The organism is Bacillus sp. FJAT-29814 (genome assembly GCF_001510715.1).
Lineage (GTDB): Bacteria > Bacillota > Bacilli > Bacillales > Cytobacillaceae > Neobacillus.
Map to the genome: position 1 here is coordinate 1 of NZ_LMTJ01000001.1, position 18,649 is coordinate 18,649.

Consider the following 18,649-nt stretch of genomic DNA (forward strand, 5'->3'; position numbering starts at 1 on the left):
TGGCAAGAGCCCTGTTCAGTACAGGCTTCTTACCACCGAGAAATCAGCGTAATATTTTTGTCCAACTTTATGGGGTCAGATCACATTAGGCGGTTATTTTTTTACCTAAAAATCAAACATATGTTCTATAATAGAGATGAGGTGATATATGTGAAATTTATCCTAGAGGTTCATCTAAGTATTGATGGAACGGGCATGGTTTCAAGTGGACCGTTTAAAGCAAGGGGTAAAAGCGATATTCCAAGGGCGGCGTACCAATACATACAAGAAATAAAACGAGAAACCGGGTATCGTACAACGATTATTGAAAAAGTAATTATAAACGGAGAGGAAGACATAACCGATAGAATAACAGAAATAGAAAATCGAATGGAACCCAAAAGTTAAACCTTTCAGGTTAAATCTGATTTAGTTACGTGGATAAAAATGGTAAAATAAAGGTAAAAATCCTGCGGGGGACCATATCATGAAGGAAATACTGTTAAAATATATGAATGAATTTACTACCCTAAACGAGGCGGAAAAACAGAAAATCTCCGAGGCGATTAAGATCAAAGAATTTAAAAAAGGAAAAATCCTCCTTGCACAAGGAGATCTGCCTGTTGTTAAATGTTATTTCGTTTTAAAAGGGTGTGTTCGCCAGTTTTTTGTTGATGAATCTGGCAAAGAAGTTACTGCGAATTTTTTTACCGAAGAGCAAGCGATTCCGATAGTCAATGACCAAAACCAGGCAGAGCCTTCGAAGTACTCTTATACGAGTTTAGAAGATTCGATGTTGGTAGTTGGCGACTTCGATTCTGAGCAGGTGATGTATGACAAATACTCGCAATTGGAAACCATGACACGCAAAATGATGGAGATTAGCCTTCGCGAGGTACAAGATGAATTCGCCGAGTTCATCAAGTCGACTCCGGAAGAACGGTACAAATCAATCGTCAACAAGCGTCCTCAACTACTAAACCGTGTCCCCCAGCATCAATTGGCCAGTTATCTTGGAATGACCCCAGAGTCATTGAGCAGAATCAAAAAGCGATTAACTAAAGATTAGTAGTCAGCCACTTATAATCGCTTTTCCACCTTTGAAAAATTAGCCAAAATCCAAAGCTAAATTCACCTAAAAACATGGGTACACGAAGGATAGATTCTATGACAAAAGGGAAAAGAAACGGCTTCATTGACCTAAGTTAAGAAGAATCGAAGGGTGTTCTTTTTATTGGTGCAAAACGTATGATATTAAGTATTGAGGAGGCGAGTAGATGAAAGCGATTGTGTACAAAAGGTACGGTCCCCCTGAAGTTCTTTTTCAAGAAGAGGTAGAAAAGCCGGTTCCTAGAGAAAATGAAATCCTGGTAAAAATAAAGGCAACCACTGTAACAGTAGCAGATATACGGGCACGAGCTTTTTCGGTTCCTCCCGCTTTTTGGCTCCCTGCTAGGATCGCACTTGGTTTCAGGCAGCCGAAAAAGGAGATATTGGGAATGGAGTTAGCTGGGGAAGTAGAGTCCGTAGGGAGTAATGTGAGCAAGTTCAAGCAAGGGGACCAGGTTTTTGCAGCTTCCTTGCAGGGATTTGGCGCTTATGCCGAATATAAATGCCTCCCAGAGGATGGACCTATGGCGCTTAAGCCTGCCAATATCACCTTTGAGGAAGCTGCTGCCATTCCCATTGGGGCACGTACTGCCTTACATTTCCTTAAAAAAGCGAACGTTGGGAGCGGGCAAAAGGTACTAATCTATGGTGCTTCAGGTAGTGTCGGAAGCTACGCCGTCCAAATTGCCAAGCATTTCGGGGCAAGTGTAACAGCGGTATGCAGCACCTCCAATCTTGAATGGGTGAAACGATTAGGTGCCGACAGTTTGATTGATTACACGGTAGAGGATTTTTCAAGTACTGGTGAGAACTATGATGTTATCTTTGATACAGTAGGCAAGAGTTCATTTTCAGCCTGCATGAAATCCTTGAAAAAGGACGGTACATATATCAATCTCACAGTACTGCTCCCAGGAATTCAGATGATTAGGGCAAAAATGACCAAAGGCATAAAGCTGATCTTGGGCCAAAATGTACCTGAAACTTCCGATGCTCTCGTTTTTCTTAAAGAACTGGTTGAGGCGGGGGAGTTAAAAGTGGCCGTTGATAGATATTATGGATGGGATGAAATCGTGGAGGCTCATCGATATGTCGAGAAGGGACACAAGAAGGGGAATGTTGTGATAAGGGGCATTGAGCGCGAGGGGGGAACCACCACTCCGTGAAACGAGGGTGATTAACTAATGATGTTTTCTTTATCGTTTAGGAAGGATCTTAACGACCGAGCAGGGGGAAAAATCGTGGGGACGGTCGAATAGAAGGGCACTAAACGACCGAGCCGGTGGAAAAATCAAAGGGACGGTCGAATAGAAGGGCTCTAAACGACCGAGAAGGTGAAAAAATCGAGGAGATGGTCGAATAGGCCGGCTCTAAAAGACCGAGCCTGTGGAAAAATCGTGGGAACGGTCAAATAGAAGGGCTCTAAACGACCGAGAAGTTGGAAAAATTAGGGGAATGGTCGAATAGAAGGGCTCTAAACGACCGAGTCGGTGGAAAAATCAGGGGAACGGTCGAATAGAAGGGCTCTAAACGACCGAGAAGGTGGAAAAATCTGCGGCTCGGTCGAATAGAAGCACTCTAAACGACCGAGCCGGCGAGATAATCTTGGAGACGGTCGAATAGACAGATTAAGCTGAAAAATAATGAGTTCAAGCATCTGTTTTCGAAAGGGGGAGTTTCATTTTCTTAAAACCTAGTTGACAGGTAGGAATAATATGAATTATAATCCATTTAATAAGAACAGGAAACGGCGACAAATATAATACATGCCAAATTATCGGAAAAATGAGGGGGGAAACGGTTAATGAAAGAATTATATCCAGTATTGGATGGAGCAGAATCGTTTTTTATAGAAGGCAGCAAAGTTGGCATCATACTTTCCCATGGCTTTATGGGGACTCCACAGAGTGTAAGGTACTTGGGGGCAAAATTATCAGAATTAGGATATACCGTTTTTGCCCCGCGGTTAGCAGGCCATGGGACTCACCCTCATGATTTGGAGAATGCGACTTACGGTGACTGGATGTCTGACCTTGAAGCGGGGTATCAGTACCTTAAGGAGCGGTGTTCAACGATTTTTGTTATGGGACAATCGATGGGCGGGGCGTTAGCGCTTTGGTTGGCGAATAAATATCCAACTATTAATGGCGTCATCACGATTAATGCGGCGTTAAGTATACCGGATTATGAATATTTGGTTGGAAAAACAAGTCCCAGATTTCTCCCTGAAGGTTCACCCGATATTCGGCTGAAGGGTGTCCAGGAAATAACGTATGACAAGGTCCCGTTACGAGCGATTCATGAAATCCAAGCGCTTATGACAAAGACACCTACCATCATTCCAACCATCACACAGCCTATCCTTTGCTTTAAATCAATTGTTGACCATGTAGTGCCGCCGTCAAACACCGAGTATACTGTCGAGCATGTTAGCTCGATCCAAAAAGAGGTAGTGACACTTTATCATTCTTACCATGTTGCTTCGATGGATCATGACAAGGATGAAATCATTAAAAAAGCACATGCCTTTATACAGAAAGTCAGCGCAAAATCCACTACTCAGCAAATGGTTTTTTCATGATTCAAGATTTGTGCTGTAACGAAATGGGGGGCATAAAAAGGCCCCCCATTTTGCAGCAGAAAAACAGATTTTTAATTCGGCATAACCACTTCGACTAAGACAATCTCTTCCTGGCGGTGGAGATTCTCTTTAAGTACCACTTCAAATTCCTCTATGGTCTTAACCTTTTTTCCCTTAATGCCAAAGCTTTCAGCCAGTTGGACAAAATCAGGGTTTTTATAAGTGACACCATAGCTTTCTCCAAACCGCTTGTTCATTTGCTGTACCTCAAGCTTTAACATCGAATCATTCAAGACAATGATCATAAAGGAAAGCCCGAGCCTTTTGGCTGTCTCAAGCTCCGCAATATTCAAGACCGCGCCGCCATCACCAGTAATACAGATAACCGGATCATCAGGACAAGCCAGTTTGGCGCCAATCGAACCTGGAAGGGCAATTCCCATCGAAGCCAAACCGTTTGAAATGATGACTCTATTTGGTTGTTTTGGCTGATAGGTCCTCGCAATCGAAACCTTATGAGCACCGACATCTGAAATCAAAATTGTATTCTCAGCTGCGACAGCTTCAATACAATACAGAATTTGCTCAATGCTCAGAGGGCTGCCGCTTGGTTTGGACTGAGCATCGCTAATTTGATGGGCAGTCATAATTTTTTCCTTGAGATTTCCGGCAGGAACCCACGATTTTGTTGGGAGCCCAAGTTGATTAAGCGACTGGAGTGTCTTCTTGATATTCCCGACACATTCGATTTCGACCGGGTAATATTCATTCACTTCTGCAGGTAATGTGTCGATATGCAAAACTGGCATCTTACGATCGTTCCAATTTTTCGTAGGAGATTCCACCAAATCTAATCCAATACTAATGATTAAATCACATTCCTGGGTTCCGGCAATCACCTCATCCTTTTCAGCAAATCCAAAAGTAAAATAATTGAAAGAGTGTTCTTTTGGCAGTATTCCTTTTGCCATAAAGCTGTGCGCCACAGGCGCTTGCAATGTGTCAATCAAAGCTTGCAGCTCCTGGGTTGCATCCTCTCTTATCACACCATTCCCAACCAGAAGAAATGGTTTCCTACTGTTTTGGATGCGGGTACGGGCCGCCTCAATCGTCTCCACTGCAGGGACTGTTTGGGGCAAAGGCTGAACTGGAAGCGGTTTGGCAGAAATCTGCTGCGTTAAAAAATTCTCCGGCAGGACAACCGCCACCGCACCTGGTTTTTCCATCGTTGCCATTCGAAACGCGTTTCGAATGGTAACATGAACAGTTTGTGAATTCATGATCTGGGTGTTCCATTTTGTCACTGGTTCCGTTAGGGTAACGATGTCTAGATATTGATGAGATTCCGGATGATTCCGGGCAACATCCGCCTGCCCAATGAGAGCCACCAGAGGGGAATGGTCGAGTTGGGCACTGGCAATGCCTGTCATAAGGTTGGTAGCCCCGGGCCCTAAGGTAGAAAAACAAACGCCCGCTTTGCCCGCTAATCTTCCGTAAACATCCGCCATGAAAGCCGCCCCTTGCTCATGCCGTACATTCACAAATTGAATTTGGGTGGATTTGGATAAAGAATCAGCGAGATCAATCGTCTCCTTGCCAACAATACCAAAGACATATTCGACCTTTTCGGTTTCTAAACAGCTGATGATGAAATCGGATACTTTCATAATTCCTCCTTAAACGACGTCATTCATCCAAAGTCTACCCAGAATTAAACATAAATTATCAAAAAAATAGCCTCCTTACGAAAGGAGGCAAGTTAGTTATTCACTTCATCAAGCATCTGCTTAATATAAACCGAGGGCACAGCCGCCCCGATAATTTCCTTGGTGTCCACTTCCGGGTTTTGCAAGGTGGCAAAGATGACGCCGATCACTTGTCCTTCCTGATTGATCACCGGACTTCCGCTGTTTCCTTTATAAATCGGGGCTTCAATCATCAGGACGGGAACATCCCATCCAGATAACTGGATTGGGCTTTTCACCACGCCTTCATTGGCGATTTGCGAAAAGCCTAGTGGATTGCCGATAAAAAGAATGTTCTCGCTGTTCCACATTTCCCAATCTTGTTCTGCGGCAAGCGGCAAAACGGGCAAGTTCTTTGCCTTTATGTCAACAAGGGCAAGATCAAGATCCGGCCGGGTGGCAATGACCTTACCTACGTAAGAATCGCCGTTACGGAAATAAACATTTACCCGATTCGATTTTTCGACCACATGGTGGTTGGTGACTATTAACCCATCAGAAGCGACGTTAAAGCCAGTTCCCCTCACCCCGTCCCACTCCAGCGAGACAACAGACTTTTTGTATTCCTTCACTTCCGGTTGCTTGGACAGTTGATTTGATACTTTCACAAACCGAATCGCAGGCAAGTTAAATACATCAAACCACATGCCCAACGTGCTTATTAAAAGAGCAAACACAAGCAAAGAACTAATTATTTTGGCAGCAACTTTTCTGCGTTTTTTACTTTTGGCCTTCTGTTTTTCCCATTCGATTATTTCCTCTTCGGTGAGTGATGCTTCCCACTCTGGCGGTTCCTGATTTATATCCTGGTTTTCCTTGTCCAACACAATAGCCCCCATAAATGGTGATGATAGTTTTATTATAGCGGTTTGGGGTGGGGAGAGGGGGATGATTTTTTTAGCGAATTTCGTAAGTTGAGAGTAAAAGATGCTTATCCGAGAGTAACAGATGACTATCCGAGATAAAAGGTTCCTTATCCAAGAGTAAAAGATGCTTATCCGAGAGAAACCGTTTTGGTAGCCCTTATTTTTTCCTAAAGGAGTATCTTAAATTGTATAATACAATCAGAAATCATTTAGTCAGTTTTGTCAAAGCTGAAATGGGAAGGCAGGAGCGACATGAAGAACAAGAGCGTTATATTTTTTGATATAGATGGGACTTTATTGGATGAGGATAAAAAACTGCCAAGATCAACGAAAGAAGCTATTTTTACATTAAAAGAAATGGGGCATGTTGTTGCCATTGCAACAGGACGTGCACCATTTATGTTTGAGGACTTGAAAAAGGAATTGGCGATTGACACCTACATTGGCTATAACGGGCAGTACGTGGTGTTGGAAGGGGAAGTCCTGTATACAAACCCGTTAAAAATCTCCTCTGTTGAAAAATTAACCAGCGCAGCCTTGCAGCGGAATCATCCGGTCGTCTATATGGACCATGAAGATATGAAAGCAAATGTTCCGGAACACAAATATATCAAAGAAAGCTTTGAGTTTTTTAAATCAACCAGTTTACCTACATATGATCCGCACTATTTTAAGGGGCGGGATTTGTATCAAGCGCAGCTTTTTTGCGCGGAAGGGGAAGAGAAACAGTACGAGCAGGAGTTTCACGACTTTGATTTTGTTAGATGGCATCCTGTGGCAATGGATGTTGTCCCAAAAGGTGGCTCTAAAGCTAAAGGAATCAGCGAGATTGCGAAAAAACTTGGGTTTCCCCAAGAACATCTCTATGCCTTTGGCGATGGGCTAAATGATATTGAAATGCTTTCTATGGTAGAAAATAGTGTCGCCATGGGAAATGCAGAAGAAAAAGTAAAGGAAGTCGCCAAATTTGTGACAAAATCTGTTTCAGATGATGGCATTTTTCATGGGCTTCAAATGGTGGGATTATTATAGCCTATGGGGCCATAGTTATTTAAAAAAATGTATATGGATTGACAATCGTACCTTAAAAAAGAATCTTATTACAAGAATGGGGCAGCTTTGTTTAACAAGGAATTAGATGGTTACTGTCGAATTTGTAATATGAAGTTATAATACAGGCTTGCAGTAAGGATGATATTATTGAAAAATATAAAATTACGTTTGATTTGGATCATTCCTAATGTATTTTGTTATTTAGCGTTATTTGGCTTTTCAGCTTTTGTATTTGTAAATGCAGATGGTTTAAAAGAAATAAATAGATTATCAATATGGGTAATAATGATGATGATTCTATTCTTGGTATCAGTTTTCGGTAGTTTTCGGATATGGGTATGGATAAAAGAAGGAAAAATGTAATTAATCCTTATTGAACGGGCAGTTTAGTGGAAGAAGGGGCAGGAGCTTTTGCTATTTGTAGGGAATTTAAAAAGGTGACCAGAATGGTGAAATGGGAATGGGCGAGGCTTCACTATGCTAATATTTTGAGTTTGTGAAAATGTGTACTTAAACAAACTGGGTCTTTCTTTTAAGCAATAAATACACCTCATTATCTTAATTGTTCCTGCATTTTTTTATCTTTGCTGAAAATAATAAGTTCAGGGGTGATTAAATGGCAACTGCTAAAATCGGGGACAATATTTTATTTAAGCGTGATGGGGAAAGCCATGAAGGGACTGTTACGGTTGTAAGAGAAAATTCTGTTATTGTTGAGTACGGATACAATAAGAAGAAAAATGAACCTATTACAACCATAGTCAATCATAAAAATTATAAAATTACGAAAGCAACATCGTGAAAATTGTACTTAAAGAAACGGGTGCGTTCCTTTAAGACCCGGCTGCCATTACGGTGGCCATTTTTTATTGAACTTTTAAAAAAGTTTATTTTTCTTTTTTTAACGAAGGGGTGCTTTCATACAAGATCTAGTTGCTGTTATGGCAATCAAGTCTAATAAGGGTATTTTAAACCATACTCGCTCAAATTTCGATAGGTAATAGCGGCGGGTGGTATCGGTGATGGGGGAATAAACGGAACGACAATAGGTTTATACCATGGATTGTAGTGATGCAAAAATATGTAGTAAACCATTCATATCATCCTCTCATTCAAAGTTACAGTAAATTATGAGTGTTCATCTAAATATGTTTGGATGGATGCCTAGTTTATCAAATTATCAGCATTTTTATAAAAAGGGATATACCATCAAATGTGCAGTATAGTTAGTTGAAGAAGATAAACGAATAATGCGTATTTGACAAAAACTATGCAACAAAAAGAAAATCCAGTATCACTTACTGGACTTAGGTCGGGTTATGAATGATTGATAGCCGTAGATAACAAGAGCAAAACAAATGGATGTGTAAAAAATGTGTTTTGGTTTAAAGTTCACTAATTTGTAAACCTTTAATTTTTGAAACAGCCAATTTGCAGGAAAGGCAAGAAATACATCCATCAATAAATTAGCCAAAGAATACAACCAAGGCTTTCCGTAAGTCAGTTTAAAAATCCATATGGTTCCTATAAAGAATGGTCCAAAAATAAAGCCAAAATCATTAAAGGCTTTATTTAGAAGCCCGCCTTTTACTGTCCACCATTTAAATGGAACAGATAATATACTTTGTACTAAAGCCAACAATGATCCAAATGTTGCTACGGGCATATACTTTTTAAACTCATTTTTTGGAATGAAGAAAACAGATAACCAGGGTATCAAAAAGAGTCCAAATCTTATGAATGATACGAACATTTCTATACTCCTTAACTGTTTTCTTTTATGTTGCTTAACCCAGGAAAAGATATGCATTTTTTTATTGAAGTTATAAAACTAACGAAGCAGAATTGTTTGATAAGGAGGGAATGATTATAATTATTAGTATGATATCAAAAGGTGTGAAATAAAGAATGAATATAAAATATGAAATTATACCAATTGAAAAAGCTTACTCTTGTAAAGAGTTGTGTAATGAACTTATGTTTTTTCAAAAATCAAAGGCAAAAATTACACCTGAATTGTTTGATGAAATGAATTTTGAGACAAGGATGCTTTCTTCAATAAAAAGTGCAATAGACAATCAAATCGTGGTTGTAAGAGATGGTGACAAAATAGTTGGTTATGTTTATTCAAATATCTCTCCTAAAGAAGTCTACTCAAATGATTTCGCAACTTTTTTTGATCTTTCTTCAGTGAATAGGAACAATGTAGGGTGTTTATCTCAGTTTTATATAAAAGAGGAATATAGACGATATGGGATTGGTTCAGTGCTCTTTGATATTTCAATGAAATGGTTGAACCAATTTGATGATATAGAGGATTATTTTATTTTTGTTTCAAATGGTAATGATGCATTAGAATTCTATAAACGTAAAGGTTTTGTTGTTAGCCACAATATTTTGAATGGATTTATAACTGTTTTGCGAAACAAAAGATGACCAGATAGATAATTGTGAATGGGAAGAATTACTCTTTAACTAAAGGGTTGCGATGCTGGAACTTGGTGGATTTTGAAAGGGTTTAATTGCGTTATATAAAGGAGCTGCCTTAGCAGCTCCATACTTAGCTCAGAATGAAGCGTTAGTTCAAAAAAACTAGCCTTTTTAAAAAGGTTACTTTTTTTCTACATAACGACTATCCTGATTACGTTTTACATCCTCTTCGCTGATTTGAAAATATGCTGAAATTTCTTGATTGTCTGTTGGTAAAGGGAATTTTCTCCTTTTTAATGGTCCATATTTTCTTTTATTATAGGAACTCCACCACATCATTGAACCAGTTGCGATAGCAAATGAAAAAAAAGTAAACAACATTATTGAATTAGTGTTAGATAAATTTAATAGGTAAAAACGGTAATTTAGTCGAGTTTGAAAATGAAGGGATACATTATAAAGAAAAAGTAATAAAAAGAACCAACCAAATAAAGTAATCAAGAATTCAATAAAGGTTCTAATTCTAGACTGTTGAACTTTAATAATCATCTGTATTACACCGCCCCTTATTATAGATGCAATCCACGATCTGGACTTTCCCAAGTTGCATATTGAGGTTTATCTTTCTTTAGAATCTTTAGTCCTTTTGGTAAGGCTGCAATGACTAATAGAGCGTTGATATGCCAATAAATAAGAGGGTACCAAATTGCCCAAAGGAGGTAAATTAAGATATTTTTCTCGTAATTTTTTTCAATTAAAAGTGCTACAAAAAATTGCATCAAACAAATTAGTGATAAATAATTGCCAATCCAAAGTGTAGGTAGAACAAAAGAATGAAGGAATATAAATTTGAAAAGAGCCAAAAGTACAGAAGCAAACCATATAATAGCCCATAATATACTTAAAACTTGTTCAATATAGACGGGAAATAGTCTTCTTTGTCTCCTGTCTAGGAAGATGTCTTTATGACGCAAGATCACCTCAATTCCACCCTGTGTCCATCTTAATCGCTGTTTCCAAATTCCTCTGATCGTCTCAGGGACTAACATCCAACATAAAGCTTTCGGTTCGTATCGAACATCCCAAAACTTTTTCTGTAATTTCCACGTTACACCAATGTCATCAGTAATTAGATCTGTGTCCCACATACCTGCGTCTAACAAAGCCTTTTTTCTGAAGACAACAAACACACCGGATACAGTCATTACTTTTCCAAGTATTCTTTGAGTTCGTTTAATTAAGCCAATAATACTCGCGTACTCTACTAACTGAATTTTCGAAATTAAGCTTGTCCTGTTTCTAATACGGGGGTTCCCGGTTACAGCCCCCACTCTTTCTCCATTATGAGGGGTAATAAAATGAGGAATGATATACCTTAGTGCTTTTTTATCTAAGATCGCATCGCTATCTATCGTTGCAATGTATTCCCCTTTGCTTACGAGGAGACCTTGCTTTAAAGCATTAGCTTTCCCTTTGTTATTAACAACGTTAACGACCCTTAATTTGGGGTAGAGTGGTAATATCGATTGTAAAATAGAAATTGTTTTATCATTGCTACCATCATTGATCACTATTATTTCAAAATTGGGATAATCTATATTGGAAGCATATCTTACAGTTTCTTCTATTGTTTGTTCTTCATTAAAAGCAGGAATAAGTAATGAGATAAAAGGCAATTCATCATCCCTAAAAATAGGGTGTTTAAAATTTCTTTCCTTTTTAAAATAGTAAATCATACTCCCAGTAATCCAAATAATCCCCATTACCAGAGGATAATAAAATAAAAAAAGAGTAAAAATAGTTCTTAGCAAGTATAAACCCCTTTCCCAATTTCGACACAAAACTATATTGATAGGGATATTCTACAATTTTTCTTGTGAAAAATATACTATTAATTGACGGATTTTTGTAAGGGGGTAATAGTGAAAAGAGCAGTGTAAAATAATAGGAACTGAGGTGGTAGGAGATATGAAGATCAATAGAATAGATCATGTGAGTATAAACGTAAATGATCTTTCAGAGGCTAAAGCGTTTTTTCTTGATTTAGGACTTGAAGTGCAAGCGGAATGGGAGTTGGACGGAGAACAGTTGGACAGAATAGTTGGGCTTAATAATGTTAAAACGGCATGTGTAGGATTGGGGATGCCAGATGGTGAGACATGGATAGAGCTAGTCAAATTTTATACGCCGTCAGATGAAAAAGATATTCAGCAACCTTTTGCAAATACGCTTGGTATCCGACATATTTGCTTTGCTGTTGAAGATATTGAAGCTATTGTTGCAAAATTGAAAGAGAGGGGTATGGAAATCTTTAGTGAGATACAGCAATATGAAGAAAGTTATAAGTTATGCTACGTTCGTGGTCCGGAGGGAATTATTTTAGAGTTGGCGGAGAAAATCAGATAAATATTAAATCGGACTTTAAATGATTTAGATCTCAACCTTTAAAGTTTTCTTCTTAAACGATCGGGGCCCTTTGTTCAATAAGGATTTTAAATGACGACAGGGTATCTGTCGTTTTTTAGTTATACAAAATCAAGCCTATTCACACAAAATTGGCAGAAGCATAATTTTATTTTTTGATGGGTTCCCGTTATCCTTAGGGTATAGCGGCAAATGGAGGAAATCAGCATGAAAAAAGTATTTGCAGACATTATTCAATTTCGTGGTACACATTATGATTTTGGCTATATGCAGGGTGAACAGCTCAAGGATTCAATATTGGTCAGAAATCGGGAGCGGCAATGGAAAGTCCGTAAGCCACAGTTTCGGATTGATAGGAAAGAAACTGAAATGATTTTCCAAGAGTTGGCTCCTTCCATTTGGGAAGAATTGCTTGGGTTGCGGGATGCTTTGGAGTGGCCGGTAGAAAGGGTATTGCTAGAGTTCGGCGGATACAGAGTGAAAATCAATCCTTCTGGATGTTCCATTTATGTTGGGGATCATTATATGGTCCGAAATTACGACTACCATCCTAAAACCTATGATGGACGCTATGTGATTTACAAGCCAACGGATGGAGGCTATGCGACCATAGGAGTTAGCCAAAAAATTACCGGCCGAAGTGATGGAATGAACGAACAGGGTCTTGCAATGGGCTATACGTTCATGAACCGCAAACGTCCGGGAGACGGCTTTATTTGCCATATGATTGGCAGGCTCATCCTAGAACGCTGCGCCAACGCGAAGGAAGCGGTTGAACTTCTAAAGGTGATTCCGCACCGTGGGTCTTTCGCCTATACACTATTTGATCAAACGGGCGAGCCACCCGTTATTGTTGAAACCTCTCCAAGAAGAGTGGAATTCCGGCAAGGCTATGCGTGTACCAATCACTTTAAAATACTGACCGAAGAAAACCGTCATATTTTGGAGGATTCAAATAAGAGATTGCAAATTGTAGAAGAAAATCAAACACGTGGAATGAGCGGATTTGAAGCCTTCAGGCTTTTGAATGACACCGGTCAGGGCGTGTTTTCCAAGCTTTATGGCAGCTGGGCCGGAACAATCCATACCTCCGCCTATTTTCCAAGGGGATTGGAGTCCTGGTTTGTTCTAGGTGGCGACCAAGAACCAACCAAGTTTGATTTCTCCAAATGGTTACAAGGGGAAGACTTTCACTTCAAGAAAATTGAAGGAAAGGTCGATACGGATATTCCATTTCCTCATATGGAACAAGCTGATTGGTATAAATAAATGGAAAATACATAATCTAACGGCGATTGGAGGTGAACAAAATGGCAAACCGAAGAAATAATCAACAGAATAACGAAGGTATTGCAGAAAGTATAAAAAACACCGCGGGTTCCGCTTTTGAAACGGTGCACAATGCCTTAGAAGCAACAGAGAATATTGCGATGAAAACAGTAGATGCAACAAAAAATGCCGTTAATAATTTGGCAGGAAACATGGATGAAAACAGAAATAATCAGGAATGAAGTTGGAAAAACGCCACTTTTTTTATTTTATAATAAACATTAAATCTCTTACATAGAATGGCTATCAATTTGAATAGGGATTTGATAGCCATTTTATGTTTATACATAAAGGTCTAACATGCAATTGATTGCGAGTTTTCAAATTCGCTTTTCTTGAATTTGATTATTAATTATATGAAAAAAAGAAACATTAATGGAATAACACTAAAATTATAATGCTAACGATTATTTTTGTTATTGAAAAATTGACAAAAAAATACGATAATAAAATTCCTGCCAACTAAACTTTGGCGTTAAGGGAACTATTAAAGTTCATTTATCTTTGAAAGGGATGAATCCTATGGATAAAGAGCAATTATTGGAAAGCGCACGTAAGATAAAGGATCGAGCTTATATTCCTTATTCCAAATTCCCGGTGGGAGCAGCACTTTTATTAAAAGATGGTACGGTCATTAATGGGGTCAACGTGGAAAATGTTTCATTTGGCGCAACAAATTGTGCCGAGAGAACCGCCATTTTCACCGCCGTAGCAACCGGTTACAAAAAGGGTGATTTTCAGGCAATTGCTGTCGCAGGTGATACCGAAGATTATTTGCCGCCCTGCAGTATTTGCAGACAAGTTCTAGTGGAATTTTGTTCTCCTGAAATGCCGGTTTATTTAACAAATCAGAAGAAAGAAATCTTAGAACTGACGCTAAGGGAATTAGTACCTTATGCATTTACAGATTTAGATATGTAATTTTTCATACATAAAACGGTTAGTCCAATTTACAGGGATGACCGTTTTTTTATTTCATACCTTAATACCATACACAGCGTTTCAATTTTTTTTAAAAGAGACTGTTCCACGGGTGTCGTACTAATACCGAGGAATTCAGCCAGTTTTCTGATCGAGGGGAGCTTGTCATTGGCTTGAAGATGGTCTGTGGCAATTTCCCTTTTTATATGATTATAAATCTGTAAATAGTGGGGTGTATCGGAATTTAATAAGATAATCATAGTTAATCCTTTACTCTAGCTTTTAAGAAAATTGTAGCAGTGATTCTCAGAAAAATTAAGTGTTTTTTCCTATTTTAGGGAGCGTTCTATGGACGATTTTAAGGGAAACTTAAAGAAATAAACCAATGAAGCCATTTAGTAGTTTAAAAATTTTTTATTTAGTAATATAGTAGGATAATTGTGTCTTCTTAGTTCATCACATAATGGAGGAATCAAATTGAAATCACTAAAACGAATGCTCTATGAATTAACAATGGATAAAGATTTTGTGGCCTTAAAATTTTTGATTGATCGGCCCAATGTCTTCCATGTTGTTGGGGCTACACATTTAGAAACATGGCACTCCAGATTTTTATCTTGGCTCTTGGATCCGACGGAAAGACATATGCTTGGGTATTATCCTTTTCAAAGATTTTTAATGGCCGTTGCCGAATCGGCTGATGAAAATTTAGACGATATTACCGATATCGCCATGTTGAACGTGAATCAATTCAGGAATCCAGAGGTCATAGCCGAAAAGGATCTTAACAAACTCGATATCGATGAGCAGGAAACAATCGAGGAAACAGAAAGAAATGACGACAAAGGCAGACTGGATGTCTTTTTTAAGGTAAATATCATCGATGAAAAAAATCCTGGTGTTGAAAAAAAGTTGATTCTTGCCGTTGAGCAAAAGGTTTATGCAAGAGTTGATGTAAACCAATGCAATAAATATTTAAGAAAGTTTGAAGAAAAATTTAAAGATGAAACCTATCTGTTGGTAGGGTTGGTACCAAAAAGCCAAATCAAAGAATCAAATGAAGCAACGTTCGGCAGTTCGAAATGGTATGGAATCGATTATCAGCAATTAGTAGATATTGTTCTGATGCCTTGCTTGGAAAATCCTGATTTAAGCATTTACGCCAAGCCTATCATTCAGCAGTATGTAGATGCACTACGGATGCCTTATAAAGGGAAACGTGAAAAATTGGCTACCATTGAAGAAGAACGAACACTGGTCCGCTCGATTTATGACCGTTTTGAAGATGTTTTTAAAGCGATTACGAAAATATCAAATGAGGCAGACAGCGAAGAAAGAAACTATGTGAACACTGTCGTGACCGAAACCTATAGTGAAGTTTTTAGAACCATCAAATGGGTTCTTGACGAGGAAAACGATGTAGAGGAATTATGGAATTTTTCAACGCCATTCCAAAGAAACATTTATAAGAGATGGGATGAGCTCCATATCGTCATTCATCATGAGGGCGAGGAAGAGGTTATTTCTGGAAATTCCGTTCCTGAACTTTGGAAGAAGACATTACAGTGGATTGAAGAGCATCAACTCCCACTTCGTCAGCTTGTAGAAGAAGGCTTTATTCTAGGAGGCGGGGATAGAGGAAACCGTTATGCGATTGCGTTCCAGCCAGTCCATAAAAACAGAAAAAAATTCGCGTCTATTCATACATATGAGTCGATCATGACGGGTGAGACTTATTACATTGAAACAAAGATTAATCCCCATAGTGGCATGAAAACGATTGCTAAACTACTAAATAAGTTAGGTGTTACAGCTGAAACTCCGCTGCTGGAGAACGGAGGGGAAAGTTCCCAAATAGACTAGCCGAGTGGAAATGTTTTTTAAGTGCACTTCAATACCATTCCATTGTATTGATTTTGTGTATGTTAAGAATAATATTTCTGTTTGACGAATAGAACGGTCTTCTTTATAGTATAGTTAGAAAAAAGAATACCCGTCTTGAACGGGAGAGGTTCATAGCTGATACCCTCTATAAAAAACTATGGATTCATGACACTAGGCCATGTCCATAAGGATGTGGCTTTTTATGTTTTTATCCTTTTTAGTTTGCAATAGAATGGAAGCGTGAAACTCTCTTGTGAAAGTGTGGGACCCTACATTTTACAGGAGGTTTTTTTTATGTCTGGAAGAAGTCATGAGGAAGGTTTAAAGGATTTAACTCTACTAGGGAATCAAGGAACAAAATATGTATTTGAATATGCACCGGAAGTATTGGAGTCCGTCGATAATCTCCATCCTAACCGGGATTATTTCGTGAAGTTTAATTGCCCGGAGTTTACGAGCCTCTGTCCGCTGACAGGGCAGCCGGACTTTGCAACGATGTATATTTCCTACATCCCTGACAAGAAGATAGTCGAAAGCAAATCGCTAAAATTATATTTATTCAGTTTCCGGAATCACGGGGACTTTCATGAGGACTGTGTCAATATCATCATGAATGATTTAATCAAGCTGCTGGACCCAAGATATATTGAGGTCTGGGGGAAATTTACCCCGCGTGGCGGAATCTCCATTGATCCGTGGTGCAATTATGGAAAACCGGGAACCAAATATGAAGAAATGGCCCAATTCCGCTTGATGAATCATGATCTTTATCCTGAAAAAATTGACAACAGATAAGGAAGGTTTATAAAATGATTTTTTATTTAAATGGTATTTTTGTGGGGTTATTGATTTTAGCCAATATCGTGGCAGTTAAGTTATTTAGCATTGGAGACACATTCATTCTACCTGCGGCAGTCATTGTATATATTTTTACATATCCGTTAATTGATGTAATCGTTGAGGTTTATGGAAAAAAAGAGGGCCAAAGAACGGTTAAGGCAGGATTAGTAACACAAATTCTTGCTCTTATCTTTATCGCCATTACCGTCCAATTGCCGTCGGCACCAGTTTTTAAAGACCAAGGTTCATTTGAAACCATCTTAAATGGAAGCTTCCGGGTCATTTTGGCAAGTCTCATTTCCTATACGGTTAGCCAAAATCTAGATGTGTTTGTGTTTAATAAATTTAAGAACAGGCATGGGGATAAAAAGTTATGGCTTCGGAATAACGCCTCCACTATGCTGAGCCAATTGATCGATACCACCATATTTATAACGATTGCTTTTTATGGAACTATGCCAATTGGAATTTTAGGGACTGTAATCATGACTCAGTACATGTTTAAATTTTTTGCAGCTATTATGACGACACCAATTGTCTATCTCCTTGTAAATCTTGCGAAGAGAATGGATTCCGACTCCAATATTTCTAAAAACACTGTGACGCGATAATTATTGAGAGGGATCGATGGATGTTAATCCGTCGGTCCATTTTTTGTTTTGTAAGACAAAAAAGTGCGAAGGTGCCTGGCACGTTTCCTAATATAAAACCGGAGATAGTGCCGCTAAGAGCTTAATTGGTAAATAGATTTAAATATAATTGCCAGGCACTAACCAGAAAATTGGCAGGTGCTTGGCATTTTTCTATTTTTCAAGAATTGAGGTGGGAAAAAACGAAAAAAACCAAAAGAATTGGAACGATTACTCAATTTCATCGTCTAATTAATGGTTAAATAAAAAGAGAAGAATTTACGATGGAACTGGAGGATGTAATTTGGATTATTTTATTAATTTTTTATTATTGGGTTTATTATACTTTTTGTACTTTTATAAAAGATGGAAAAAGGCAACCAAACAGGAATTTTTCCTTAAAACACTAATGTACCTTTATATAGTCATGGTTTTATTTGTCACGATCATGCCATTTCACCCGCCAAGTGGTGCAATGAATAGGATTATTTTGAATGAAGGCAATCTCACACCTTTTCGTGATTTAAGAATGCATTATAATGGGGCTGTTAGAGGCATTATTTTAAATATCTTAATGATGATGCCGTTTGGATTTCTGTACCCTTTGGTCAAGAAACGGGGTGTTTTAAGCACTATTATAATGTCCTTTCTTTTTAGTTTGGCAATTGAAGGTTCTCAATTACTAAGCGCATGGTGGGGGAGTCCCACTTCAAGAATATTTGATGTAACCGATTTAATCACCAATACGTTCGGAGGTTTCGTAGGGTACGTTGGTTTTTTATTTTTTCGACCAATCAGAAAAGTGTTGAACAACCGGATGCAAATATAGCAATATCAATAGATGGCTGGAATTTGAGT

22 protein-coding genes are annotated in these 18,649 nt (G+C 38.5%); 16 read left to right on the top strand and 6 right to left on the bottom strand.

Going from position 1 to position 18,649, the window contains the following annotated elements; all coding sequences use genetic code 11:
- The 4 genes from AR334_RS30195 to AR334_RS00020 form a co-directional block, all read left to right on the top strand.
- Positions 1 to 387 (top strand): hypothetical protein (locus tag AR334_RS30195; RefSeq protein WP_253701134.1); only part of this gene is annotated, 387 nt, incomplete at its 5' end.
- A 79-nt stretch (positions 388 to 466) separates the two neighbouring features.
- Positions 467 to 1,048: a Crp/Fnr family transcriptional regulator gene (locus AR334_RS00010; protein WP_066303493.1), complete on the top strand. Its 582-nt coding sequence runs from the start codon at positions 467 to 469 to the stop codon at positions 1,046 to 1,048.
- 208 nt (positions 1,049 to 1,256) lie between these two features.
- Positions 1,257 to 2,255, top strand: a complete 999-nt coding sequence (locus AR334_RS00015) for an NAD(P)-dependent alcohol dehydrogenase (RefSeq protein WP_066303495.1) — start codon at positions 1,257 to 1,259, stop codon at positions 2,253 to 2,255.
- A gap of 638 nt (positions 2,256 to 2,893) precedes the next feature.
- Positions 2,894 to 3,670 carry a carboxylesterase gene (locus AR334_RS00020; RefSeq protein ID WP_066303498.1) on the top strand — a complete coding sequence of 259 codons (777 nt, stop codon included), beginning with the start codon at positions 2,894 to 2,896 and terminating at the stop codon, positions 3,668 to 3,670.
- Positions 3,671 to 3,741: 71 nt separating this feature from the next.
- On the opposite strand, the gene AR334_RS00025 is transcribed toward AR334_RS00020, so the two are convergent.
- The gene (locus AR334_RS00025) at positions 3,742 to 5,337 is read right to left on the bottom strand and encodes an acetolactate synthase large subunit (protein WP_066303501.1); all 1,596 of its coding nucleotides are present in this window, start codon (positions 5,335 to 5,337) and stop codon (positions 3,742 to 3,744) included.
- A 92-nt stretch (positions 5,338 to 5,429) separates the two neighbouring features.
- Positions 5,430 to 6,239 carry a S1C family serine protease gene (locus tag AR334_RS00030; protein ID WP_066303504.1) on the bottom strand — a complete coding sequence of 270 codons (810 nt, stop codon included), beginning with the start codon at positions 6,237 to 6,239 and terminating at the stop codon, positions 5,430 to 5,432.
- A gap of 294 nt (positions 6,240 to 6,533) precedes the next feature.
- Here AR334_RS00030 and AR334_RS00035 point away from each other — a divergent pair, with 294 nt between their 5' ends.
- The 3 genes from AR334_RS00035 to AR334_RS00045 all read left to right on the top strand — a co-directional run bounded on the left by AR334_RS00035 (position 6,534) and on the right by AR334_RS00045 (position 8,136).
- Complete coding sequence (locus tag AR334_RS00035) at positions 6,534 to 7,313, top strand: Cof-type HAD-IIB family hydrolase (RefSeq protein ID WP_066303510.1); 780 nt, start codon at positions 6,534 to 6,536, stop codon at positions 7,311 to 7,313.
- A gap of 159 nt (positions 7,314 to 7,472) precedes the next feature.
- Positions 7,473 to 7,697 (top strand): hypothetical protein, encoded by a 225-nt coding sequence (locus AR334_RS00040; RefSeq protein WP_066303511.1) that lies wholly within the window; start codon positions 7,473 to 7,475, stop codon positions 7,695 to 7,697.
- Between the two features lie 253 nt (positions 7,698 to 7,950).
- Positions 7,951 to 8,136, top strand: a complete 186-nt coding sequence (locus tag AR334_RS00045) for a DUF2187 family protein (RefSeq protein ID WP_066303519.1) — start codon at positions 7,951 to 7,953, stop codon at positions 8,134 to 8,136.
- 492 nt (positions 8,137 to 8,628) lie between these two features.
- Here the strand turns inward: AR334_RS00045 and AR334_RS00050 are convergent, their stop codons facing one another.
- Entirely contained in the window at positions 8,629 to 9,087 is a 459-nt protein-coding gene (locus AR334_RS00050; RefSeq protein WP_066303522.1) for a hypothetical protein, read from the bottom strand.
- A gap of 155 nt (positions 9,088 to 9,242) precedes the next feature.
- On the opposite strand from AR334_RS00050, the gene AR334_RS00055 reads away from it, so the two are divergent.
- A complete protein-coding gene (locus AR334_RS00055) occupies positions 9,243 to 9,770 on the top strand; it encodes a GNAT family N-acetyltransferase (protein ID WP_066303525.1) in 528 nt (175 codons plus the stop codon).
- A 174-nt stretch (positions 9,771 to 9,944) separates the two neighbouring features.
- Here AR334_RS00055 and pgaD read toward each other — a convergent pair whose 3' ends face one another.
- Both pgaD and pgaC read right to left on the bottom strand, forming a co-directional pair.
- The gene (gene pgaD / locus AR334_RS00060; protein ID WP_066303528.1) at positions 9,945 to 10,313 is read right to left on the bottom strand and encodes a poly-beta-1,6-N-acetyl-D-glucosamine biosynthesis protein PgaD; all 369 of its coding nucleotides are present in this window, start codon (positions 10,311 to 10,313) and stop codon (positions 9,945 to 9,947) included.
- Positions 10,314 to 10,333: 20 nt separating this feature from the next.
- The gene (gene pgaC, locus AR334_RS00065; RefSeq protein WP_253701135.1) at positions 10,334 to 11,575 is read right to left on the bottom strand and encodes a poly-beta-1,6-N-acetyl-D-glucosamine synthase; all 1,242 of its coding nucleotides are present in this window, start codon (positions 11,573 to 11,575) and stop codon (positions 10,334 to 10,336) included.
- 157 nt (positions 11,576 to 11,732) lie between these two features.
- Between pgaC and AR334_RS00070 the strand changes: the two genes are divergently transcribed.
- The 4 genes from AR334_RS00070 to AR334_RS00085 all read left to right on the top strand — a co-directional run bounded on the left by AR334_RS00070 (position 11,733) and on the right by AR334_RS00085 (position 14,438).
- Positions 11,733 to 12,170: a VOC family protein gene (locus AR334_RS00070; RefSeq protein ID WP_066303530.1), complete on the top strand. Its 438-nt coding sequence runs from the start codon at positions 11,733 to 11,735 to the stop codon at positions 12,168 to 12,170.
- Positions 12,171 to 12,395: 225 nt separating this feature from the next.
- Complete coding sequence (locus tag AR334_RS00075) at positions 12,396 to 13,457, top strand: C45 family peptidase (protein WP_066303533.1); 1,062 nt, start codon at positions 12,396 to 12,398, stop codon at positions 13,455 to 13,457.
- Between the two features lie 41 nt (positions 13,458 to 13,498).
- A complete protein-coding gene (locus AR334_RS00080; protein ID WP_066303537.1) occupies positions 13,499 to 13,699 on the top strand; it encodes a hypothetical protein in 201 nt (66 codons plus the stop codon).
- Between the two features lie 340 nt (positions 13,700 to 14,039).
- A complete protein-coding gene (locus AR334_RS00085; RefSeq protein WP_066303547.1) occupies positions 14,040 to 14,438 on the top strand; it encodes a cytidine deaminase in 399 nt (132 codons plus the stop codon).
- A gap of 29 nt (positions 14,439 to 14,467) precedes the next feature.
- On the opposite strand, the gene AR334_RS00090 is transcribed toward AR334_RS00085, so the two are convergent.
- Positions 14,468 to 14,698, bottom strand: a complete 231-nt coding sequence (locus AR334_RS00090) for a GntR family transcriptional regulator (RefSeq protein WP_066303550.1) — start codon at positions 14,696 to 14,698, stop codon at positions 14,468 to 14,470.
- A 217-nt stretch (positions 14,699 to 14,915) separates the two neighbouring features.
- Between AR334_RS00090 and AR334_RS00095 the strand changes: the two genes are divergently transcribed.
- The 4 genes from AR334_RS00095 (at position 14,916) to AR334_RS00110 (ending at position 18,620) form a co-directional block, all read left to right on the top strand.
- Positions 14,916 to 16,301: a PD-(D/E)XK nuclease family protein gene (locus AR334_RS00095; RefSeq protein WP_066303562.1), complete on the top strand. Its 1,386-nt coding sequence runs from the start codon at positions 14,916 to 14,918 to the stop codon at positions 16,299 to 16,301.
- A gap of 315 nt (positions 16,302 to 16,616) precedes the next feature.
- Positions 16,617 to 17,117, top strand: a complete 501-nt coding sequence (queF, locus tag AR334_RS00100) for a preQ(1) synthase (protein WP_066303564.1) — start codon at positions 16,617 to 16,619, stop codon at positions 17,115 to 17,117.
- Between the two features lie 14 nt (positions 17,118 to 17,131).
- Entirely contained in the window at positions 17,132 to 17,773 is a 642-nt protein-coding gene (locus AR334_RS00105) for a queuosine precursor transporter (protein WP_066303568.1), read from the top strand.
- Positions 17,774 to 18,095: 322 nt separating this feature from the next.
- Positions 18,096 to 18,620 (top strand): VanZ family protein, encoded by a 525-nt coding sequence (locus AR334_RS00110; protein WP_066303570.1) that lies wholly within the window; start codon positions 18,096 to 18,098, stop codon positions 18,618 to 18,620.
- Positions 18,621 to 18,649 lie beyond the last annotated feature (29 nt).

Excerpts from the sequence above, each read along its gene's own strand:
- AR334_RS00010 (WP_066303493.1), top strand. The coding sequence starts at position 467 with ATGAAGGAAATACTGTTAAAATATATGAATGAATTTACTACCCTAAAC.
- AR334_RS00015 (WP_066303495.1), top strand. The coding sequence starts at position 1,257 with ATGAAAGCGATTGTGTACAAAAGGTACGGTCCCCCTGAAGTTCTTTTT.
- AR334_RS00020 (WP_066303498.1), top strand. The coding sequence starts at position 2,894 with ATGAAAGAATTATATCCAGTATTGGATGGAGCAGAATCGTTTTTTATA.
- AR334_RS00025 (WP_066303501.1), bottom strand. The coding sequence starts at position 5,337 with ATGAAAGTATCCGATTTCATCATCAGCTGTTTAGAAACCGAAAAGGTC.
- AR334_RS00035 (WP_066303510.1), top strand. The coding sequence starts at position 6,534 with ATGAAGAACAAGAGCGTTATATTTTTTGATATAGATGGGACTTTATTG.
- AR334_RS00040 (WP_066303511.1), top strand. The coding sequence starts at position 7,473 with ATGATATTATTGAAAAATATAAAATTACGTTTGATTTGGATCATTCCT.
- AR334_RS00045 (WP_066303519.1), top strand. The coding sequence starts at position 7,951 with ATGGCAACTGCTAAAATCGGGGACAATATTTTATTTAAGCGTGATGGG.
- AR334_RS00050 (WP_066303522.1), bottom strand. The coding sequence starts at position 9,087 with ATGTTCGTATCATTCATAAGATTTGGACTCTTTTTGATACCCTGGTTA.
- AR334_RS00055 (WP_066303525.1), top strand. The coding sequence starts at position 9,243 with ATGAATATAAAATATGAAATTATACCAATTGAAAAAGCTTACTCTTGT.
- pgaD (WP_066303528.1), bottom strand. The coding sequence starts at position 10,313 with ATGATTATTAAAGTTCAACAGTCTAGAATTAGAACCTTTATTGAATTC.
- AR334_RS00070 (WP_066303530.1), top strand. The coding sequence starts at position 11,733 with ATGAAGATCAATAGAATAGATCATGTGAGTATAAACGTAAATGATCTT.
- AR334_RS00075 (WP_066303533.1), top strand. The coding sequence starts at position 12,396 with ATGAAAAAAGTATTTGCAGACATTATTCAATTTCGTGGTACACATTAT.
- AR334_RS00080 (WP_066303537.1), top strand. The coding sequence starts at position 13,499 with ATGGCAAACCGAAGAAATAATCAACAGAATAACGAAGGTATTGCAGAA.
- AR334_RS00085 (WP_066303547.1), top strand. The coding sequence starts at position 14,040 with ATGGATAAAGAGCAATTATTGGAAAGCGCACGTAAGATAAAGGATCGA.
- AR334_RS00090 (WP_066303550.1), bottom strand. The coding sequence starts at position 14,698 with ATGATTATCTTATTAAATTCCGATACACCCCACTATTTACAGATTTAT.
- queF (WP_066303564.1), top strand. The coding sequence starts at position 16,617 with ATGTCTGGAAGAAGTCATGAGGAAGGTTTAAAGGATTTAACTCTACTA.
- AR334_RS00105 (WP_066303568.1), top strand. The coding sequence starts at position 17,132 with ATGATTTTTTATTTAAATGGTATTTTTGTGGGGTTATTGATTTTAGCC.